This window comes from Kribbella sp. VKM Ac-2568 (assembly GCF_004345365.1).
GTDB lineage: Bacteria > Actinomycetota > Actinomycetes > Propionibacteriales > Kribbellaceae > Kribbella > Kribbella orskensis.
The window spans coordinates 15480-34886 of sequence record NZ_SLVF01000006.1 but is presented as its reverse complement, the minus strand read 5'-3'; the positions used below and the strand labels follow the sequence as shown (position 1 = coordinate 34886).

Sequence of the window (19407 nt, the reverse complement as noted above, 5' to 3'; positions counted from 1 at the left end):
GATGGAGGAGCATTTGATGGAGCGCAGGACCTTTCTCCGGAGCCTCGCCACGGCGGCCGTCGCAGCGCCGGCGGCGACGGTGCTCGGCCAACAGCAGGCGCAGGCGGCCGCGAACTACTACGTCGGTACGACCGAGCAGACCAAGAACAAAGTGCTCGTCTTCCCCAAGAACAAGGCGTTCTCGGATGCCAACGTGCACTGGAGCTTCAGCCCCGGCGGTGGCGCCTGGGCGAATCTGTCCGATGTGAAGTTCCGTGCCACCGAGGCGCAGGGCTGGATCGCGCTGATGGTCGCGTCCGGCGGCAAGGCCGGCATCGTCAACATCGGCAGCGAGAAGAACACCGAGCTGAACGACCTGTCCTGGTCCGCGACACCCGGCGGCAACCCGCACGCGATCGAGCGGGTCCCCGGCAATGGTTCGGTGATCGTGGCCAGCTCGGACGGCAAGCTCACGGTGTATGCCCCCAGCAGTGTCGGCAACCTCGGCAGTCTGGCGAAGGTGCAGACCATTTCGTACGCCGGGGCGCACGGGGTGCTGTGGGACCCGACGTACGAGTTGTTGTGGGTGGTGGGGAAGAACCGCTTCAGCCACTACGCGGTGACCGGAAGCAAGCGGAACACCCGGCTCAAGTACGCGGCGCACTTCAGCCTCGGCAGCGGGAACCTCGGCCACGATCTGCAGCCGGACTATACGAACCACCAGAAGATGTTGATCACGGCAACCAAGGGTGTGTACGAGCTGCTCACCGACGGCGGCACCTTCCGGACCCGGAAGATCTCCTCGGAGACGAAGGTGAAGTCGTACGTCAAGCACTCCTCGGGTGAGGTGGTCTCGATCCGCGGCGACGGCACCCAGCCGCGCGACTGGGCGAACAAGACCGTCCGCTTCTCCGCATCGCCGGACCGGACCCGCTCCGGCGCCCAGTTCTACAAGGCCCGGATCTGGACCACCGCCTTCCAGTGAGTCCCGCGGACGGTGTCGCCGCGGTCTCCACGACCCGACCCGGACCGCCGGGCGAAGCCCCTGATCCGCAGCTCGAGGAAATCCCCGCGCACTGTTGGCTGGTGTGTGTCAGAGTCGGCTCGTGGACGACTATCGCGTGCTGAATCGGGCGAGCTGGGACGAGCGGGTTCCGGCGCATGCCGCGTCGCCTGACTACATGCTCGAGCGGTTCGTGGAAGACCCGGATTTCCTCAGCGGTGTGGTGCGGTTCGACGTACCGCGACTCGGGGACATCTCCGGACTGCGCGGCGTCCACCTCCAGTGCCACATCGGCACAGACACGGTCTCGCTCGCGCGGCTCGGAGCGCGGATGAGCGGTCTGGACTTCTCGACGCCGGCGATCGAGCAGGCGCAGGGATTCGCCGACCGGCTCGGGCTCGAGGTCGACTTCCACCAGGCGGAGGTGTACGACGCCGTCGAGGTGCTGGGCGCCGCGTCGTACGACCTGGTGTTCACCGGGATCGGTGCGATCGGCTGGCTGCCGAGCATCGAGCGCTGGGCGAACACGGTCGCCGGCCTGCTCAAGCCGGGCGGCCGCCTCTTCATCCGCGAGGGCCATCCGATGCTGTGGTCATTGGAAGGCTCGAAGCATCCGGGGCTGATCACCCTCGGCTATCCGTACTTCGAGACCGAGGAACCCATGGTCTGGGATGAGGGCGGCACGTACGTCGCGACGGACGTCGAGTTCCAGCACAACGTCACGCACGAGTGGAACCACGGCCTCGCGGAGATCATGAACGCGCTGATGGCCGCGGGCATGGAGATCATCGCGTTCGACGAGCATGACAGCGTCCCCTGGGAGGCACTCCCGGGCCACATGACCTTCGACCCCGAATCAGGCGAGTGGCGCCTCACCGAGCACCCCGGGCGGCTGCCCGCCAGCTACACCCTCCAGGCCCGCCGCCGCTGACCACCCAGCACAAGCCGCACCCCGTACGACGTACGTGGTGCGGCCGGCGGAGTAAGGGACCTGACTCCGGAGCCGACTGGTTGCGGCGTGCGCGGCTCCGGGCCGAGTGCGGAGGCTAGTGCGCGTTCCGGCGCTGCTGGACCTTCTGGAACATCTCCTTGGCCTTGCGCTGGTTCTCCGGCTTGCTCAGTTCGCGCTGCGCGACCTGCACCAGCTTGGCGACGACAGCGCCCTTGACCAGTGTCTTCACGAAACCCATCGGGGGCCTCCTTCTCTGCTTCCTACGAAGGTAGCGGTACCCACAACCATTCCCTATGGGTGATCCTCCTGGCTTCCCCCTGTTTCCCAGCCCCACAGCCCGAGTCAGGCCCGTGATCGCAGGGAGCTGAGTACTTTTCCGGGAAATATGCCTGTGTTGTGGGCACAATGGGTGGGTGCCTGAGCTACCGGAGGTTGAGTCGTTGGCGGGGTTCCTGCGGGAGCGTGCCGTTGAGCGGGCTTTCGTGCGCGCGGACATCACCGCGATCAGCGCGTTGAAGACGTATGATCCGCCGATCTCGTCGCTGGTGGGGTTGCTGATCGACGACGTGCAGCGGCGCGGGAAGTTCCTGGACATCTCGGCGCAGGGGATCCACCTGGTGATCCACCTGGCGCGGGCCGGGTGGCTGCGGTGGCGGGAGGAGCAGTCGACCGGGCTGGTCCGGCCGGGCAAGGGGCCGATCGCGCTCCGGGTGGTGCTGGACGACGGGTCCGGGTTCGACCTGACAGAGGCGGGCACGCAGAAGAAGCTCGCCGTGTATGTCGTGCGCGACCCCGCTGAGGTTCCGGGGATCGCGCGGCTCGGGCCTGATCCGTTCAGCCTGTCGCTCCAGGACTTCGGCGACATCCTGAAGCGGGAGGGCCGGGTCCAGCTGAAGGGCGTACTGCGGAACCAGTCGGTGATCGCCGGCATCGGCAACGCGTACTCCGACGAGATCCTGCACGTCGCGAAGATGAGCCCGTTCAAACCAGCCTCGAACCTGACCTCCGACGAACTCCAGCAGTTGTACGACGCGATGCAGGAGACGCTCCGCGACGCGGTCACCAGGTCGGCCGGCCTCGAGGTACAGGATCTGAAGTCGGAGAAGAAAAGCGGGATGCGGGTGCACGGCCGCAAGGGTCTGAAGTGCCCCGTCTGCGGCGACATCGTCCGCGAGGTGAGCTTCGCGGACTCGTCCCTGCAGTACTGCGCGACCTGCCAGACAGGCGGCAAGCCACTCGCCGACCGCCGCCTGTCCAAGCTGCTCAAGTAGTCATAGCCCGCCTCGCGCGCGGAGGTGCTCAGGACAGCCGGTGCGGTAGCGATGCCGAGCGACGACCCGCGTCGAGATGCACGGTGAGCTCCGGCTCCCCGGCGCTTGACCGCGACCTCGGCCGCCCGCCGCGCTGCGAGATGCGCCGTCGGCCTCACCCCAGGGCTGCGGCCCGAACCCTCCGGGATTCCTTCGATCAGTGCCAATGGGTCGTCCTCTCCGGCCGGCGAGTCCTGCCTCGACCTTCGGTGTCCGGCGCCGCGACTGTCAACGCTCGATCCAGCACTCGGGCAGGCGCATTCCTCTCGGCCCCGAGAGCGGCGATTGGGTGGGGCTGCGATGATCTGAGGCATGTTCCAGACTCCGGAGATTCCTGCCGTCGTGGTTGCCGATGTCGATGACGACCTGCTGGGCGAGGCGTTCGTGCTCGACGTGCGCGAGCCCGACGAGTGGGCTCGTGGTCACATCGAGAGCGCCGTCCACATCCCGCTCGGCCAGTTGCAGGAACGGGTCGGCGAAGTACCGCTCGGGCAGAAGGTGCTCTGCGTGTGTGCGGTCGGCGGCCGGTCGTCGATGGCGACCCAGTACCTCGCCTCCGAGGGTCGTGACGCGATCAACCTGGACGGCGGCATGCATGCCTGGCAGGTCGCGGGTCGCCCCGTCGCCGTCGACTGATCCGCGGGTGAACTGACCGAGTTCCCCAGGCCGGCGCGCTGAGTTGAGCCGGCTGCCGGTGAAATGGTCCGGCGGATTCATGACAGAAAGCTTCCGGTTGGTCGCTGGGGACGTTACTTTGTCACCGGTCGGTTGACCGGCGTACACCTGCGCCTCACACGGCGGTAGGTCCCACGGCGTCGGATGACCGCGTCCGCCCAGCCCAGGAGGCCCCGTGTCCACGCCTGCTCCGCCCGCCTTCCGCCCGGAACAACCCGAGAAGCCAGCCCACCCGCCAGCCGCAGGGACCAAGCCGCGGCGATCAGGACGTCGGACCGCGGCCGTGAGCCTCGTGCTGGGCGGCCTGCTGGCCACCGCCGCGGTGAACCCTGCCTCGGCCGCCCAGCCCTCGCCCGACCAACTCCTGCAGACCACCGCGGTCGAGGCGCACCGCGGCTCGTCCGCGGCCTCGGACATTGCCGACGTCGCCATCGCCCCGCCCGGCGAAGGAATCATCACCAGGCGCGAGGACACCCCGGTCGCGCCCGGCGTGAGCTACACCAGCTTCGACCGGCTCGACGCCCGCGGCTGGTTGCGCGGCGACATCCTGATCGCGGATCTCGACGCGGGTGGCGTGACCGTCGACTACCTCAACCCCGGTACCGTCTCCGGCCGCGAGGTGCTCAGCCAGCAGGTCGCGCGCAAGGGCGCGATCGCCGGCGTGAACGGCGACTTCTTCGACATCAACGACACAGGCGCACCACTCGGCATCGGGATCGAGCGGGACGCCGACGGTGGCGCCGGCCGGTTCGTCAACGGCCCGGCTGCCGGCCACAACGAAACCGCCGTCATCGACAAGTTCGGCCTCGGCCGGATCGCGCAGGTGTTCCTCGAGGGCACGGCGACCGACGACGACGCGAGCAAGGTCGACCTGACCAACCTGAACTCGCCCTCGGTCAACAGCGGCGGCATCGGCCTCTACACCCCGCAGTGGGGTGAGGCGGCCCGGACTCGCACGGTCGACGGCCTGCCCACGGTCCGCGAGGTCATCCTCCGCGACGGTGTCGTGGTCTCCTCGGCGACCACCCCCGCGACCACCCCGCTGGCCGCGAACGAGTTGGCGCTGGTCGGCCGCGAGGCCGGAGCGACCGCGCTCACGGCGTTCGAGCCGGGCGACAAGGTCGAGGTGAAGTACGGCCCCCGCGCCGACGCGGCGGATGTCGCCGTCGGCCTCAGCGGCAACATCCAACTGGCCCGCGACGGCCAGATCCTGAACGTCGACGACACCGCCCTGCACCCGCGGACCGCGATCGGCTTCTCCGCCGACGGCCGCCGGATGGTGCTGCTCACGGTGGACGGCCGGATGGTCGACTCCCGCGGCCTGACCGAGAAGGAGCTGGCCCGGCTGATGCTGGACCTGGGCTCCGACGACGTGCTCAACCTGGACGGCGGCGGCTCCTCGACGATGCTGAAGCGCTCGCCCGGCGAGGCCACCCCGGAGGTCGTGAACAAGCCCTCGGACGGTTCCGAGCGGCTGACCCCGAACGGCCTGGGACTCCTTCCGGTCAAGGGATCCGGCAAGCTCAAGGGCTTCCGGATCGAGGCCACCGGCACCGCCGCCGAGCTCGCCGATACCGACATCACCCGCAGCTCGCGGGTCTTCACCGGCCTCAGCCGCGTCCTCACCGCTCGCGGCCACGATGAGACCTACGCCCCAGCACCCGGTACGCCGTCCTGGTCGGCCGGCAGCAACGCCAAGGTCACCAGCCAGGGGATCGTCAGCGGTCGCCGCGCGGGTGACGTCATCGTGACGGCTGCCAAGGGAACCGCACGCGGCCGCTTCCCGATGAAGGTCCTCGGTACGCCGATCCGGCTGGCGCCGTCGAGCAAGCAGGTGTCGTTGCCCGACGCAACAGCGAAGGGATTCTTCACCGTGAACGGGTTCGACGCCGACGGCTTCTCCACCTGGGTCGAACCGCGGGACGTCGAGCTCACCTTCGACCCCGCGCTCGTCAAGGTTGTCGCCAGGGGCAATGGGTTCGACGTGAGCGCGGTCGGCACCGACGCGGTGTCCACCGTGGTCACCGCGAAGGTGGGAGACCTCACCACCCAGCTCAGTGTCACCGCCGGGCTGAGCAGCGAGGTGGTCGACGAGGTCGACGACACCACCCGCTGGCAGGCGAACGCAGTACCGGTGGGTGCCGCGACGGCGTCCCGGTCGGCCGCGGAGGGTCACGACGGCGGCCAGGCGATCGCGCTGGACTACTCGCTGACCGGGAGCACCGCCACGCGGGCGGCGTACCTGTCGCAGACTCCGCAGCAGACGTTGCCCGGCCAGCCGCAGAAGCTCGGCGCCTGGGTGTACGGCGACGGCAAGGGCGCCTGGCTGCGGGCCAACGCGTACGACGCCGCCGGTGGTGCCGCGCAGACGCTCAACCTCGCGGCAGCGGTGGACTGGACCGGCTGGAAGTACGTCGAGGCGGACATCCCGCCGGGGCTCACGATGCCGTTGAGGTTCTGGCGAATCTACGTGGTGGAGACGGTGCCGACCCGGCAGTACGCCGGACGCATCGTCATCGACGACCTGACCGTGCGGGGTGCTCCGCCGGTGACGGTGACGCCGCCGGCCAAGGTGGTCGACCCGATGGTGGTGACGGATGGCACCGCGACTGGTGGTGGCCGGTGGAAGTTCGCGGTGATGTCGGACGCGCAGTTCACCGCCGACGACCCCGAGTCCGACTTCGTGAAGCAGGCGCGGCGCACGATCCGCGAGGCGCTGGCGCAGAACCCGGACTTCCTCGTGATCAACGGCGACTTCGTCGACCGCGGCTTCGCCAACGACATCGCGCTGGCGAAGAAGATCATCGACGAGGAGGTCGCAGGCAAGGTGCCGGTGCACTACGTGCCGGGCAACCACGAGAGCTACGGCCCGGGCGACCTGTCGGAGTGGAAGAAGGTCTTCGGCGAGCCGACCAGCACGTTCGACCACAAGGGCACCCGCTTCGTACTGCGGGACTCGTCGCTCGGGTCGCTCCGGGCGGGTGGGTTCGACCAGATCCTCGACCTGCGCAAGCAGCTGGACGACGCGGCGCGCAACCCGGAGATCCGCAACGTCGTGGTGATGGCACACCACCCGATCGACGATCCCTCGCCGACGCAGAACTCGCAGCTCGGTGATCGCAAGGAGGCCGACCTGCTGGTCCGGTGGCTCGCGGACTTCCGCGCGTCCACGGGTAAGGGTGCGGCGTACATGGCAGCTCACGCGGGCACCTTCGCGGCGACTCGTACCGATGGCGTCCTGCTGCCGCTGACGGGTAACTCGGGCAAGGGCCCGGCCGCCGCACCCGACGCCGGCGGGTTCACCGGCTGGGCATTGGTCGGGATCGACCCGTCGGCGCGCGAGGCCGCAGCTGGTGAACGCCACTGGTCCGCTCCCGAGCGGTCGTGGTTCCAGGTCGAGCTCCGGCCGCACGTCGACTCGCTCGAGCTCGCGGCGCCCACCTCACTTCCCAGGGGCACGAGTGCCCCGGCCGCGGCGACCGTCGTACAGGAAAACCGGCGAGTGCCGGTGTCGTTCCCTGTGTCGGCTGACTGGTGGGGTTCGAGCCTGCTGCACATCGGCTCGGCCAGCACCGCGCCGTTCTGGGCGGTCGCGGCCTACGACCCGGCGACGGGTCAGCTGACGGGCATCCGCCCGGGCACGGTTCAGCTCGGCGTGACGGTCAACGGCGTCAGCAAGAGCGCCACCGTCAAGATCGACTGGTAAGCAGCTGACCGCCGGCACTCACCAACCCCTCGGCCACCCAGTCGCCGAGCGCGCCCGCCCTCCCCGGGTCGGGGTTTGGTGAGTGCCGGCGGTCCGCGACCATGGGCGTCATGCGCCTGGACCGGATCACCATCGTCGAGTACGACGCCCGCTGGCCGGGGTTGTTCGAGGAGCAGCGCGACCGGGTGGAGCCCGTACTACGCGAGTGGCTGGTTCGCCCGATCGAGCACACCGGCAGTACTGCGGTCCCGGGTCTGCCGGCGAAGGCGATCATCGACATGGCGGGGGTGGTCGCCGACTACGACAAAGTCCCGGCCGCCTTCGACGAGTTGGCCGCACTCGGCTGGATCACAGCCCCGGAACCAGGGGATGCGGAGGCGCGCAAGTGGTCGCTGTGCTTCCCGAGCATCGAGCGGCGGTCGCACCACCTGCACATCGTGGAGGAGTCGTCGAGGGGCTGGCCGACCTGGCTCGCCTTCCGCGATCACCTACGGACCACGCCTGCCGACCGGGACGAGTACGCCCGGATCAAACGCTCCCTGGCGTCGGCCGACGACGAGGACCGGCCGGCCTACCGAGCAGGCAAGGCGCCGTTCATCACGCGAGTTCTGCAGCAGCTCGAAGACCGCTGAGCCTCAGATGTCGGTGAAGTGCTCGACGTGCGGCGGGTTGGCGAAGTGGGGGCCGATCAGGCCGCGCCAGGTACCGAAGGCGTCACTTGCGCGGAACGCGTTGTGCGCCTCGACCGAGTCCCACTCGACCATCAGCACGAACCTCGTCGGCGTCTCGATACCGGCGGTCATCCGGATGCTGCGGCTGCCTTCCGCCTGCTCGATCTGCTGCCGAGCCTCCTGGTACGCCGCCGCGAAGGCGTCTTCCTGACCGGCCGTGACATCGATCAACGCAACCTCGAGCACCATGCGTGCCACTCTTTCACGCCCTTTGGACCGGGTACTCCGCCAGCCCGGCTGGTGGGACGGGTGAAGTAGCGTCTGCGGCATGACTGAGGTGAGGAGACCGCGGCGGCTCGAGCGCGGGGATCGGGTGGCTGTGGTGGCGCCGGCCGGGCCGTTGTCGGCGGAGCGGCTGGCGGACGGTTCGGAGTACTTGCGGGCGTGGGGGCTCGAGGTCGAGCTGATGCCGTCCGCGCTGGCGAAGCATGACGAGTTGCCGTACCTGGCTGGTGACGACAAAGCCCGGGCCGCGGACTTCCGGGCCGCCTGGCTGGATCCGCAGTACAAGGCGGTGTTCGCCGGTCGCGGCGGGTACGGCGTCCAGCGGATGCTGCAGCACCTCGACCTGGACGAGCTCGCGCCGATCGACAAGATCCTCGTCGGGTTCAGCGACCTGACCGCGCTGCACGAAGCCTTCAACGCTCGTGGCCTCGTCACGATCCACAGCCCGATGGCCGCGTCCGTCGGTCAACTGCAAGTGCCCGCATCCCACGACCGGCTCCGGGACCTGCTGTTCGAGCCGGGCTCGGTCAAGGACCTGCTCGACCCCGCCGGCGCCCGGACCGTCATCCCCGGTACTGCGGAAGGCCGACTGCTCGGAGGCAACCTGGCGCTCCTGGCCGCCAGCCTCGGTACGCCGACGTTCGCCCAGCCCGACGGCATCGTCGTGATGGAGGACGTGAGCGAGGACGGGTATCAGGTCGACCGGCTGCTCACCCAACTGCTCAGGGCCGGCTGGTTCGACCAGGTCACCGGGCTGGTGATCGGCGACTTCAGCGAGTCGGACGACCAAGGGCTGGTGGCTCACGTCGTTCGCGAGCGGCTCGAACCGCTCGGCCTGCCGATGGTCGAGGGCGCCGCGATCGGGCACGAGGACCTCAACCTGGCGATCCCGCTCGGCCTGCCGGTCCGCCTGGACGCGAACGACGCCACCCTCGCTCCACTGGTGGAGCCGCTCAGCTAGAACTGGTGGAACTGCTCAGCCGGCCAGGTGTACGCGGAGGAACGCGAACGCCTGCGGGTAGGCGTCGAGGCGGTTCGCCCGCTTCGCGAGACCATGGCCTTCGTCCGGGTAGACCAGCAGCTGACACGGCACGCCTCGCTTCTCCAGCGCCTTGGCGATCTGCTCGGCCTCGGACAACGGCACCCGCGGGTCGTTCGCGCCGTGGATGACGAACAACGGCGCGCGGATGTCGTCCACCCGGTTGAGCGGACTCGCCTGCTCGAGGAAGTCCCGGTCCTCGGACAGGACGCCGTACTCGCGTTCTCGGGCCACCTTCCGGTACTCCGAGGTGTTCTCCAGGAACGTCACCAGCGAGGCGATCCCGACGATGTCGACACCTGCCGCCCAGAGGTCCGGCTGGAAGGCGAGACCGGCGAGCACCATGTACCCGCCGTACGAGCCACCCCACAGCGCAGTACGGCCGGGGTCGACGCCGATCGACGGCAACCACTCGTGGATCGCGGCGAGGTCCTTCACCGAGTCGAGCCGGAGGTGCTTGTCGTCGAGGGAGTACCACCGCTTGCCGTAGGAAGCCGAGCCACGCACGTTCGGTACGACGACCGTGTGGCCCTGGGCGACGAGTGCCGGGACGAGGGGATTCCAGATCCGCAGGGACATCGCCTCGGGGCCGCCGTGCACCAGCACCACGGCTGACCCGTCTCCGCCATCGGCCGGGCGGTACACGAAGACCGGCACCTGCTCGCCGTCGAAGGAGGTGACCCGATGGCTCTCCGGATGGGCCAGACCCTCCGGCAGAGCGGGCATGTAGGGCACGTGGATCGCGACGACCTCGGCGGTCTCCCGGTTGTAGCGGAACACCGACAGCGGTTCGACGGGCGAGCTGTGGTTGAGCAGCGCGAACGTCCCGTCCGGCGACCACAACGGATCCGGCGCCATCAGCAAGCGTGCGGCGCAACCGCCGGTGGGTAAGGCGAGCGGCGCGACGCGCGAGGCGTCCGCGAGCTTGTGCAGGGCCATCGACACCACGCCGTCGTCGGTGGTCCCGATCAGCAGGTGCTCGCCGTCCGGGCAGACCCAGCCGGCCAGATCGTGCTCGTCGTCGATCAGGAGATCCGTCCAGGTCGCCGTGCCGAGGTCGTACCGCCGCAGCGCCAGCCGGTCCCGTCCGGCATCGCTCGCGACGACGAAGGCGGACGAGTCGGGCAGCCAGGAAGGCCCGTCCTGATAGTTAGGAGTGTCGTACGCCGTGAGCTCCGTGACCGCGCGGGTGGTCACGTCGACCAGCAGCAGTTGGGTGGAGTTGCCCGGGCCGCCGGCGAGGACGATCACCACCGAGCGCTCGTCCGGCGACGCGTGCACCGAGCCCACGTAGCCGCCGCCCTCGTACAGCACGGTCTCGGCACCGGTCGCCAGGTCCCGGGCGATCAGGTCGAAGTCGACGTTGTTGCGCCGGTTGGTGAGGAAGAGGATCCGGGTCGGCGTCGCGTCCGCCAGGTGGTGGAAGTACTCCGGGTCGTGCACCAGCGGGGTCAGCGCGGGCAGACCGGCGGGGCCGCTGCGATCGTCCAGGTCGAGGATCGACAGCTGGCCGCGTTCATCACCGCCGCTGTCGTGCTCGACGACCACCTTGCTGCTGTCCGGCACGAACCGCGCGGCCCGGGAGGTGTCGTCGAGCGCCGTCAACGCCCGCCACTGCCCGTCCGGCTCCACCTCGTGGATCTGCCGGATCCCGCTCCCGTCGTACCCGACCAGCATCCGCCCTTCGCTGTCGACATCGAAGGCCATCACGGTCGGCAGCGAGAGCAGTGTTTTCAGCACGGCGATCAGTCTCACATGCAGGCACAAAGCAAGGGAGGGGCGGCCAAGGCTGCCCCTCCCTTCTTCTCCTACTGTTCCTCTGGCTGTCTCTAGCGCTCGCCGTGCCAGGAGTGCCACAGCGCCGAGTAGGGGCCCTCGGCACCCACCAGTTCGTCGTGGCCGCCGAGCTCGACGATGCGGCCGTCCTCGACCACGGCGATCACGTCAGCGTCGTGCGCGGTGTGCAGCCGGTGAGCGATCGCCACGACAGTTCTGCCCTCAAGTACGCCGGCCAGGGACCTCTCCAGGTGACGAGCCGCTCGCGGGTCCATCAGCGAGGTCGCCTCGTCGAGGACCAGCGTGTGCGGGTCGGCCAGGACCAGCCGGGCCAGGGCGACTTGCTGAGCCTGCGCCGGGGTCAGCGAGACCCCGCCCGAGCCGACCTCGGTGTCGAGGCCGTGCTCGAACCCGGCCACCCAGGCGTGCGCGTCGACCGCACGGAGAGCCGTCCACAGCTCCGCATCCGCCGCCGCCGGCCGAGCCAGCCGCAGGTTGTCGCGGACGCTGCCGACGAACACGTGGTGCTCCTGGTTCACCAGCGCCACGTGGCTGCGCACCTGCTCGGCCGACATCTTGTCCAGGGCGGCACCGCCCAGAGTGATGTCACCCAGCCTCGGCGAGTAGATGCCTGCCAGCAGCCGGCCCAACGTCGATTTCCCTGCTCCAGAAGGGCCTACGAGCGCGACCCGGGCTCCCGGCTCCACCGTCAGGGTGACGCCGTGCAGCACGTCGCGGCCTTCGAGGTACCCGAAGCGCACCTCGTCCGCGAGCACCGTCCGCCCCTCCGGCTCGTCCTGCTTGCCCGCCGCCTCGGCCTCGATCTCCCGCACGCCGACCAGCCGGGCCAGGGAGACCTGGGCCACCTGCAGTTCGTCGTACCAGCGGATCATCATGTTGACCGGCTCGACCAGCATCTGGATGTAGAGGGCGCCGGTGGTGAGTGCGCCCACGGTGATCCAGCCCTCGATCGCGAGACCGCCGCCGATCACCAGCACTGCGGCCAGCGAGACCGTGTGGGTCATGTTGATGACCGGGAACAACACCATCCGCAGGTAGAGCGTGTACCGCTCCCAGGCGACCCACTGGCCGATCCGGGTGTCACCGAGCTTGATCCGGCGGTTGCCGAGCCGGTGCGCCTCGACGGTCCGGCCGGCGTCGACGGTCTCGGCCAGCGCCGAGGCCACCGCCGCGTAGCCCGCGGCCTCGGACCGGTACGCCGAGGGCGCGCGGCGGAAGTACCAGCGGCCACCGATGATGAGGATCGGCGCGGCGATCACGATCGCGACGGCCAACTCCGGCGCCGTGACGATCAGCGCGCCGATCAGCAGCGCGGCCCAGATCACCGCGATGGTCAACTGCGGTACGGCGTCCCGCATGGCGTGCGAGAGCCGGTCCACGTCGGTGGTGATCCGGGACAGCAGGTCACCTGTACCGGCGCGCTCCAGCACACCCGGCGGCAGCGCGACGGCGCGGACCAGGAAGTCCTCCCGCAGGTCGGCCAGCATCTCCTCGCCCATCACCGCGCCGCGAAGGCGGGTGAGCCGGACGAACACCGTCTGCACCGCGAGGGCGCAGAGGAAGCCGAGCACGACATAGGGAAGGTCGACGTCCGTCTCCCCGAGCGACAGCTTCTCCACCACGTTGCCGAGCAGCCAGGGCCCGACCATGCCGCTCAGAGCCGCTACCGCGTTGACCAGAGTCAGCCAGCCGAAGGCGCGACGGTGCCGCTTGAACAGCGTCTTCAGGTATGCCCGCACAGTGGCGGTCCCGGCTACCGGCAGGCGGGCCGCCTCCTGCGGGGCTGCCGGGTCATACTCCGGGCGCTTCACGCCGACTCCTCGAGGGTTGCTTCGTCTTCACGGGTGACCACCGCGCGGTAGCGGGGGTTGGTGTGCAGCAGGTCGTGATGGGTGCCGACGGCATCCACCCGGCCGTCCGGCACGAACACGACCTGCTCGGCGCGGTCCAGCATCAGCGGGCTGGACGTGAACACCACGGTGGTTCGCCCGGACCGCAGGAGCCGCAGGCTGTCGGCGATCCGCGCCTCGGTGTGGGCGTCCACCGCGCTGGTCGGCTCGTCGAGCACCAGCACCGCCGGGTCGACGTACAGCGAACGGGCAAGAGCCACCCGTTGGCGCTGTCCGCCGGACAGGGAGCGGCCACGCTCGGTCAGGAGCGCCTGTGTGGCATCGGTGACACCCGCGGGCAGGGTCTGGCGCAGTACGTCCAGGATGTCTGCGCACTGGGCAGCCTCGAGCGCTGCCTCGACCGGGACGGCTCCACTCGCAGGTACGTCGAACAGCTCGCGAACGGTGCCCGACAGGAGCACCGGGTCCTTGTCCTGGACGAGCACGGCGGTGCGGGCCGAGTCCAGTGGCAGGTCGTCCAACGCGACACCGCCCAGCAGCACAGACGGATCCTCAACCTCCGCCTCGGGGCTGTGTCCGCCCAGGCGGTTCGCCAGCAGACCACCCGCGTCGGGGTTGCCGCAGACCACTGCCGTGAAGGAGCCGGCCGGCACCTCCAGGCCGGAGAGCGGGTCGACCAGGTCGCCGGTAGGCACCTGCGCCTCCGAGGTCCCCTTCGTGTCGTCCATCCGCTGCAGCGCCAGCACGCGGGCAGCGCGACGGGCGGACACCTTCGAGAAGATGAACGCGCTCGCCGTCTCCTCGAACGTGTGCAGCGGCACCAGCATGAAGGTGATGAACCCGTACGTCGTGACGAGCTCGCCGACGCTGATCCGGCCCTGGGTGACGAGGCCGACCCCCAGCCAGACGATCAGCGCCAGGAACAACCCGAACAGCAGCACCTGGATCGCCGCGATCAGCGACCACATCTTCGCGCTGCGGACCGCGCTGGCCCGGAACTCCTGCGAGGCCGAGCGGTATCGCTCCAGGAAGAGCTGCTCGCCGCCGATGCCCCGCAGTACCCGCAGACCGGCGACGGTGTCCGCGGCGAGCTCGGTGGCCCGGCCGCCCTTGGCGCGCTGGACGTCGGCCCGGCGCTCGGCCGGACCCATCAGCGGCACGATCGAGAAGGCCAGGACCGGCACCGCGATCAGCACCACGAGGCCGAGCAGCGGCTCGTAGAAGAGCAGCCCGACGACGACCGCGAAGCAGGTCAGCAGGGCGGCTGTGAACCGGCCGAGCACCTCGACGAACCAGCCGATCTTCTCCACGTCGCCGCTGCTCACGGCGACGACCTCGCCCGCGGCGATCCGGCGGGTCAGCATCGAGCCGAGCTCGGCGGCCTTGCGGGAGATGAGCTGCTGGATCCGGGACGCGGTACTGATCCAGTTGGTCACCACGGCGCGGTGGAAGAACGCGTCGGAGCCGGCCTTCGCCGCGCCCATCACGAGCAGCAGGAGGCCGGCCAGCAGGAGCTTCGGCCAGGACTTGTCGATCACGGCCTGGACGGCGAGGCCGACCGCGACCGGGGCGGCGGCGATGCCGCCGAAGTACAGCAGGCCCCAGCCGACGGCCACGGCCTGCCCGCGCAGTTGCTGGTGCTCCAGCCAGAGAATGAGTCGGAGGCCGGACCGGGTATCGGGTACACCCGGGTCGGCGAACGGAATGAGGCGCAGCGACATGACGTCCCAAAAGAAGACATAGGAAGGGTTTTGAACACCTGACCAGGCGAATGGATCAAGCCTAGGCTCCCTGGTGGGGGCCCTCAACCGAGTTTCGAGCGGTGGCCTGGGCAGGCGGTAGTACAGTCTTCAACGGGTTGTCGACAGGTGATTCGGAGGCTGATGGAGTGCGGGAGTTGAGCCGGCGGCGGCGGTTGCTGGTGCTCGGCATCTGCTGCCTGAGCCTGTTCATCGTCGGGCTCGACTCGACCATCGTGAACCTGGCCCTGCCGGCCATCCGCAGTGACCTCGACGCCTCGGTCTCCAAGCTGCAGTGGACGATCGACGCCTACACCCTGGTGATCGCCAGCCTGCTGATGCTGTCCGGCTCCACCGCCGACCGGATCGGCCGCCGCCGGACCTTCCAGGCCGGGCTGGTGCTCTTCGGGATCGGCTCACTGCTCTGCGGTGTCGCGCCGACCGTCGACCTGCTGATCGTGTTCCGGATGCTGCAGGCGGTCGGCGGCTCGATGCTCAACCCGGTCGCGATGTCGATCATCACCAACACCTTCACCGACCCGCGCGAACGCGCCCAGGCGATCGGTGTCTGGGGTGGCGTGGTCGGCCTCAGCATGTCGGTCGGCCCGGTCGTCGGCGGCGCCCTGGTCGATTCGGCCGGCTGGCGGTACATCTTCTGGATCAACGTGCCGGTGGTGCTGATCGCCTTCCTGCTCACCGCGCTGTTCGTGCCGGAGTCCCGGGCCGCCGTCGCGCGCCGGATCGACCCGGTCGGGCAGCTGCTGGTGATGCTGTTCCTTGTCGGGCTGACGTACGGGATCATCGAGGGCCGGTCCGCCGGGTGGGGTTCACCGCTGATCGTCGGTTGCTTCGTGGTGGTCGTGCTGTCGCTGGTCTTCCTGGTGCTGTACGAGCGGCGACGGGAGCAGCCGTTGCTCGAGCCGCGGTTCTTCCGGAGCGCGCCGTTCTCCGGGGCGACGCTGATCGCGGTCTGCGGGTTCGCCGCGCTGTCGGGCTTCCTGTTCCTGAATTCCCTTTATCTGCAAGAGGTTCGGGGATTCTCGGCGCTGCACGCCGGGCTGCTGACCTTGCCGATGGCGGCGATGACAGTGGTCTTCGCACCGTTGTCCGGCTGGATCGTCGGCAATCGCGGACCGCGCGTTCCGCTGGTGGTCGCAGGCACGATGCTCGCCGTGAGCGGTCTGGTGCTGTCGCGGTTGACGGACAGTACTGCGACCCCGGTGCTGCTCGGCGGTTACCTGATCTTCGGTCTGGGCTTCGGCATGCTGAACGCGCCGATCACGAACGCGGCGGTGTCGGGCATGCCGCGCTCCCAGGCGGGCGTCGCGGCCGCGATCGCCTCGACCAGCCGTCAGGTCGGCGCTTCGCTGGGCGTTGCGATCGTGGGGACCGTGCTGACCGCCAGGCTGGTCGGGCCGCTCGAGACCGGGTTCGTCTCGGCCGCTCGGCTCGGGTGGTTCATCATCGCCGGTTGCGGAGTGCTCGTCCTTGCCCTTGGGTTGATCACCACCGGGCGCTGGGCGCGGAGTACGGCTGAGGCTGTTGCGGCCGACCTCGAGGCGGACAGGGCGACTGTCTCCGCCTGAGCGTTGTAGTCAGGGATCAGGGGAGATCGACGAGACCGGCGCGGGCGAGGGCCTTCAGGCGGCCGCGGAGGATCTTCTGCCGGCGTTCCTCCTCCGGGAAGAGCTCCACGTACGCCGAACCGCGCGCCGCGAGCAGGTCGTCGTCGAGCCGCCGGACGGTCCCGGCCGGGAAGCGATGCGTCATCGCCGCCTGCACGGCCGCGCTGTCGATACCCCGCAGCAACTCGGTCAACTGCTTCTCGGTGGTGACGCCGAGTTGCGCGAGGATGCCGAGGATCCAGGTGTAGTGGTTCGTCTTCGCGTGCGGCGCGTCGGGGTACCGCCTGGTCAGATAGCTGGTCAGGGTCGCCGTGGTCAGGTCCATCGGCGCGGCGTCGGGTTCGGCGGCGGCCAGTTCGCGGTACAGCTTGTCGATCTCGGCGAACTCGTTGTCGGCGAGCTCCATCAGCGCCGCCGCGAGCAGGAACCGCCGGTCGAACTCGGGCTTGCGGTCCGGCGGGATGTCCAGCTTGTACCGGATGTCGTGCTCGAACTCGGCCCACGCGTGCTGGACCGCGGTACGGACCTGGATCTCCATCGTGAGGTTCTTGAGCACCGCGTACTCCGGGAGCTCGCGGCGGTGCGCGTTCAGCCTGACGAGGTAGTGCTTGCTCGCATAGCCGAACGCGCCCTGCGCCCGGGTGTGCGCGCCCATGTCGGTGTGCTCGACGATCTCGAACTCCGACTCGATCACCTCGCAGACCCGGTCCACCGCTTCCACCAGGAACGTGATCACCCGGGCGGCGACGAGGTCGGTGATCTGGTTCAGCGGATCGTCGTACTTCGGCCTGCTGGGATCGTCCGGGTGCGGTTTCGACGCCTTCGCCAGGAACGACTCGGGCTCCTTCGCCCGCGCCGTCGCACTCAGGTAGTTGATGCCTTCTTCCTCGCCGATCAACTCGTTGATCAGAGCTTCCAGCTTCCGAGCACCCCCGACGTACTGCTGATGCGTCCGCTCATACTGCCCCGCGGCCTGCACCGTCCACTCCCGCAACTCGACCCCACCCATGCGCAGACTTTAGTGGTCTCAACGGCCCAAGCGCCTGCCACACTCCCGGGCATGACCCAGTTCGACAACTGGAACGGGGACCGCGACGCTACCGGTCGTTGACCTCGTCTACGCAGGCTTCAGTCTCTTCTTCGTCCCACCCGCCCGGTACGCCGAGACGTGGGCGAGGGTCGTCGCCGCGGTGGCTCCCGGTGGACGGTTCGCCGGGCATTTCCTCGGGCCTCGGGACGACTGGTCGGCCTTGCCGGAGATCACGGCTCACCGGGAGGACGAAGTACGGGAGTTGCTCCTGGGATGGCACGTCGAGTCCTTCGAGGAGGTCGAGCTGGATGGACGTGCGATGAGTGGGCGAAGCACTGGCATCGGTATGGCGTGGTCGCCGCTAGAGGGTGATAACGGTGTCTAGTGCTTTCTAGGGAAAAGGGTAGAGAGGGGAAGAGGTTGATAGGGCAGCGACACGCGATCGGGTTGGCTAGCGAAATCTAAGGAAAACGCTAGACACGCTCATAGAGTGAAATGCATGGATCCGATCCGGAATCCCTATGCGCCCGGCGCCGGTCAGCGCCCGCCTGAGCTGGCCGGTCGCGACACCGAGGTGCGGCAGTTCGAGGTGGTCCTCGAACGCGTCGCGGCAGGCAGGCCGGAGCGGAGTCTGGTGCTGTCGGGACTCCGCGGCGTCGGCAAGACCGTCCTGCTGAACACTCTCCGGAGTCAGGCGATCAAGCGCGCCTGGGGCACCGGCAAGATCGAGGCCCGGCCCGACCAGAGCATCCGGCTCCCGATTGCCCAGGCGCTGCACACCGCGATGCGCGAACTCGGCCACCGGCACCGCGACGACGAACGCGTCGACCAGTTCAGCGCAGTACTGAAGGCCTTCGCGCTCCGGACCGCGCAGAACGACCGCAAGGGCATCCGCTGGCACCCACCCGTCGACGTGGTTGCCGCGAAGGGCCGCGCCGACTCTGGCGACCTCGAGATGGACCTGATCGAACTCTTCGCGGACGCCGCGGACCTGGCCGGCGACCTCTCGGTGGGCGTGGGCCTGTTCATCGACGAGATGCAGGACATCAGCGCGGACGACCTCTCCGCCCTCTGCGCCGCCTGCCACGAGATCTCGCAGCAGAGCGCACCCCTGGTCGTCGTCGGCGCCGGCCTGCCGCACCTCCCCGCAGTACTGTCCGCCAGCAAGTCGTACTCCGAGCGCCTGTTCCGCTACATCCGGGTGGACCGCCTGGCCCGCGAAGCGTGTGACCGAGCTCTCATGGTGCCCGCCGAGACTGAGGACGTCCGGTACGACGAGGAAGCCCTCGACGAGCTCTACGCCCAGACCGACGGCTACCCGTACTTCGTCCAGGCCTTCGCCCACGCGACGTGGGACCACGCGCCCGCCAGTCCCATCACCATCAAGGACGTCGCCGTCGCCGGACCCGAAGCCTCGGCCGAACTCACCGTCGGCTTCTTCGGCTCCCGCTACGAACGAGCCACCCCGGCCGAACGCGAATACATGCGAGCCATGGCTGAACTAGGCATCGGCGCCGACGACGGCTCCGTCCCCACCGCCGAGGTCGCCAGCACCCTCAACCGCAAACCCCAGTCCCTCTCCCCAGCCCGAGACGGCCTCATCAAGAAAGGCCTCGTCTTCTCCGCCGAACGAGGCACAGTCGCCTTCACAGTCCCCCACTTCGGCAAGTTCCTCCGCACCCGCACCGCGTAACCCACGCAGCTCCTCCGTCGCCGCTCCCGCCCACCCGAGGCTACGCTCCGACG

Annotated in this window: 15 protein-coding genes; 9 read left to right on the top strand and 6 right to left on the bottom strand. The window is 69.1% G+C overall.

Annotated features, from left to right (window positions below; all coding sequences use genetic code 11):
• Nucleotides 1-16 precede the first annotated feature (16 nt).
• Together EV648_RS18005 and EV648_RS18000 are read left to right on the top strand one after the other, a co-directional pair.
• On the top strand, nt 17-964 hold the full coding sequence (locus EV648_RS18005) for a DUF6528 family protein (protein ID WP_132292539.1): 948 nt from the start codon (nt 17-19) through the stop codon (nt 962-964).
• Between the two features lie 121 nt (nt 965-1085).
• The gene (locus tag EV648_RS18000) at nt 1086-1913 is read left to right on the top strand and encodes a bifunctional 2-polyprenyl-6-hydroxyphenol methylase/3-demethylubiquinol 3-O-methyltransferase UbiG (RefSeq protein ID WP_132292536.1); all 828 of its coding nucleotides are present in this window, start codon (nt 1086-1088) and stop codon (nt 1911-1913) included.
• 115 nt (nt 1914-2028) lie between these two features.
• On the opposite strand, the gene EV648_RS43280 is transcribed toward EV648_RS18000, so the two are convergent.
• Complete coding sequence (locus EV648_RS43280; RefSeq protein WP_199234685.1) at nt 2029-2172, bottom strand: hypothetical protein; 144 nt, start codon at nt 2170-2172, stop codon at nt 2029-2031.
• Between the two features lie 175 nt (nt 2173-2347).
• On the opposite strand from EV648_RS43280, the gene EV648_RS17995 reads away from it, so the two are divergent.
• The 4 genes from EV648_RS17995 (at nt 2348) to EV648_RS17980 (ending at nt 8257) form a co-directional block, all read left to right on the top strand.
• Nucleotides 2348-3205, top strand: coding sequence for a DNA-formamidopyrimidine glycosylase family protein (locus EV648_RS17995; RefSeq protein ID WP_132292533.1), 858 nt, complete (start codon nt 2348-2350; stop codon nt 3203-3205).
• 351 nt (nt 3206-3556) lie between these two features.
• Complete coding sequence (locus EV648_RS17990; protein WP_241995325.1) at nt 3557-3880, top strand: rhodanese-like domain-containing protein; 324 nt, start codon at nt 3557-3559, stop codon at nt 3878-3880.
• A 322-nt stretch (nt 3881-4202) separates the two neighbouring features.
• On the top strand, nt 4203-7625 hold the full coding sequence (locus EV648_RS17985) for a phosphodiester glycosidase family protein (protein WP_132292530.1): 3423 nt from the start codon (nt 4203-4205) through the stop codon (nt 7623-7625).
• A 110-nt stretch (nt 7626-7735) separates the two neighbouring features.
• Nucleotides 7736-8257 carry a GrpB family protein gene (locus EV648_RS17980; protein ID WP_132292527.1) on the top strand — a complete coding sequence of 174 codons (522 nt, stop codon included), beginning with the start codon at nt 7736-7738 and terminating at the stop codon, nt 8255-8257.
• A 3-nt stretch (nt 8258-8260) separates the two neighbouring features.
• On the opposite strand, the gene EV648_RS17975 is transcribed toward EV648_RS17980, so the two are convergent.
• On the bottom strand, nt 8261-8545 hold the full coding sequence (locus EV648_RS17975) for an antibiotic biosynthesis monooxygenase (RefSeq protein WP_132292524.1): 285 nt from the start codon (nt 8543-8545) through the stop codon (nt 8261-8263).
• A 79-nt stretch (nt 8546-8624) separates the two neighbouring features.
• On the opposite strand from EV648_RS17975, the gene EV648_RS17970 reads away from it, so the two are divergent.
• A complete protein-coding gene (locus EV648_RS17970) occupies nt 8625-9542 on the top strand; it encodes an LD-carboxypeptidase (protein WP_132292521.1) in 918 nt (305 codons plus the stop codon).
• 15 nt (nt 9543-9557) lie between these two features.
• On the opposite strand, the gene EV648_RS17965 is transcribed toward EV648_RS17970, so the two are convergent.
• The 3 genes from EV648_RS17965 to EV648_RS17955 form a co-directional block, all read right to left on the bottom strand.
• Nucleotides 9558-11360, bottom strand: coding sequence for an alpha/beta fold hydrolase (locus tag EV648_RS17965; RefSeq protein WP_199234684.1), 1803 nt, complete (start codon nt 11358-11360; stop codon nt 9558-9560).
• An 89-nt stretch (nt 11361-11449) separates the two neighbouring features.
• Nucleotides 11450-13228: an ABC transporter ATP-binding protein gene (locus EV648_RS17960; RefSeq protein ID WP_132292518.1), complete on the bottom strand. Its 1779-nt coding sequence runs from the start codon at nt 13226-13228 to the stop codon at nt 11450-11452.
• Nucleotides 13225-14988 carry an ABC transporter ATP-binding protein gene (locus EV648_RS17955; RefSeq protein WP_132292515.1) on the bottom strand — a complete coding sequence of 588 codons (1764 nt, stop codon included), beginning with the start codon at nt 14986-14988 and terminating at the stop codon, nt 13225-13227. Before EV648_RS17955 ends, EV648_RS17960 begins: the two co-directional genes overlap by 4 nt.
• A gap of 167 nt (nt 14989-15155) precedes the next feature.
• Here EV648_RS17955 and EV648_RS17950 point away from each other — a divergent pair, with 167 nt between their 5' ends.
• Nucleotides 15156-16592, top strand: a complete 1437-nt coding sequence (locus tag EV648_RS17950; RefSeq protein WP_132292512.1) for an MFS transporter — start codon at nt 15156-15158, stop codon at nt 16590-16592.
• 16 nt (nt 16593-16608) lie between these two features.
• Here the strand turns inward: EV648_RS17950 and EV648_RS17945 are convergent, their stop codons facing one another.
• Nucleotides 16609-17640 (bottom strand): GTP pyrophosphokinase family protein, encoded by a 1032-nt coding sequence (locus EV648_RS17945; protein ID WP_132292509.1) that lies wholly within the window; start codon nt 17638-17640, stop codon nt 16609-16611.
• Between the two features lie 520 nt (nt 17641-18160).
• On the opposite strand from EV648_RS17945, the gene EV648_RS17940 reads away from it, so the two are divergent.
• Nucleotides 18161-19354: an ATP-binding protein gene (locus EV648_RS17940; RefSeq protein WP_132292506.1), complete on the top strand. Its 1194-nt coding sequence runs from the start codon at nt 18161-18163 to the stop codon at nt 19352-19354.
• Nucleotides 19355-19407: the final 53 nt, after the last annotated feature.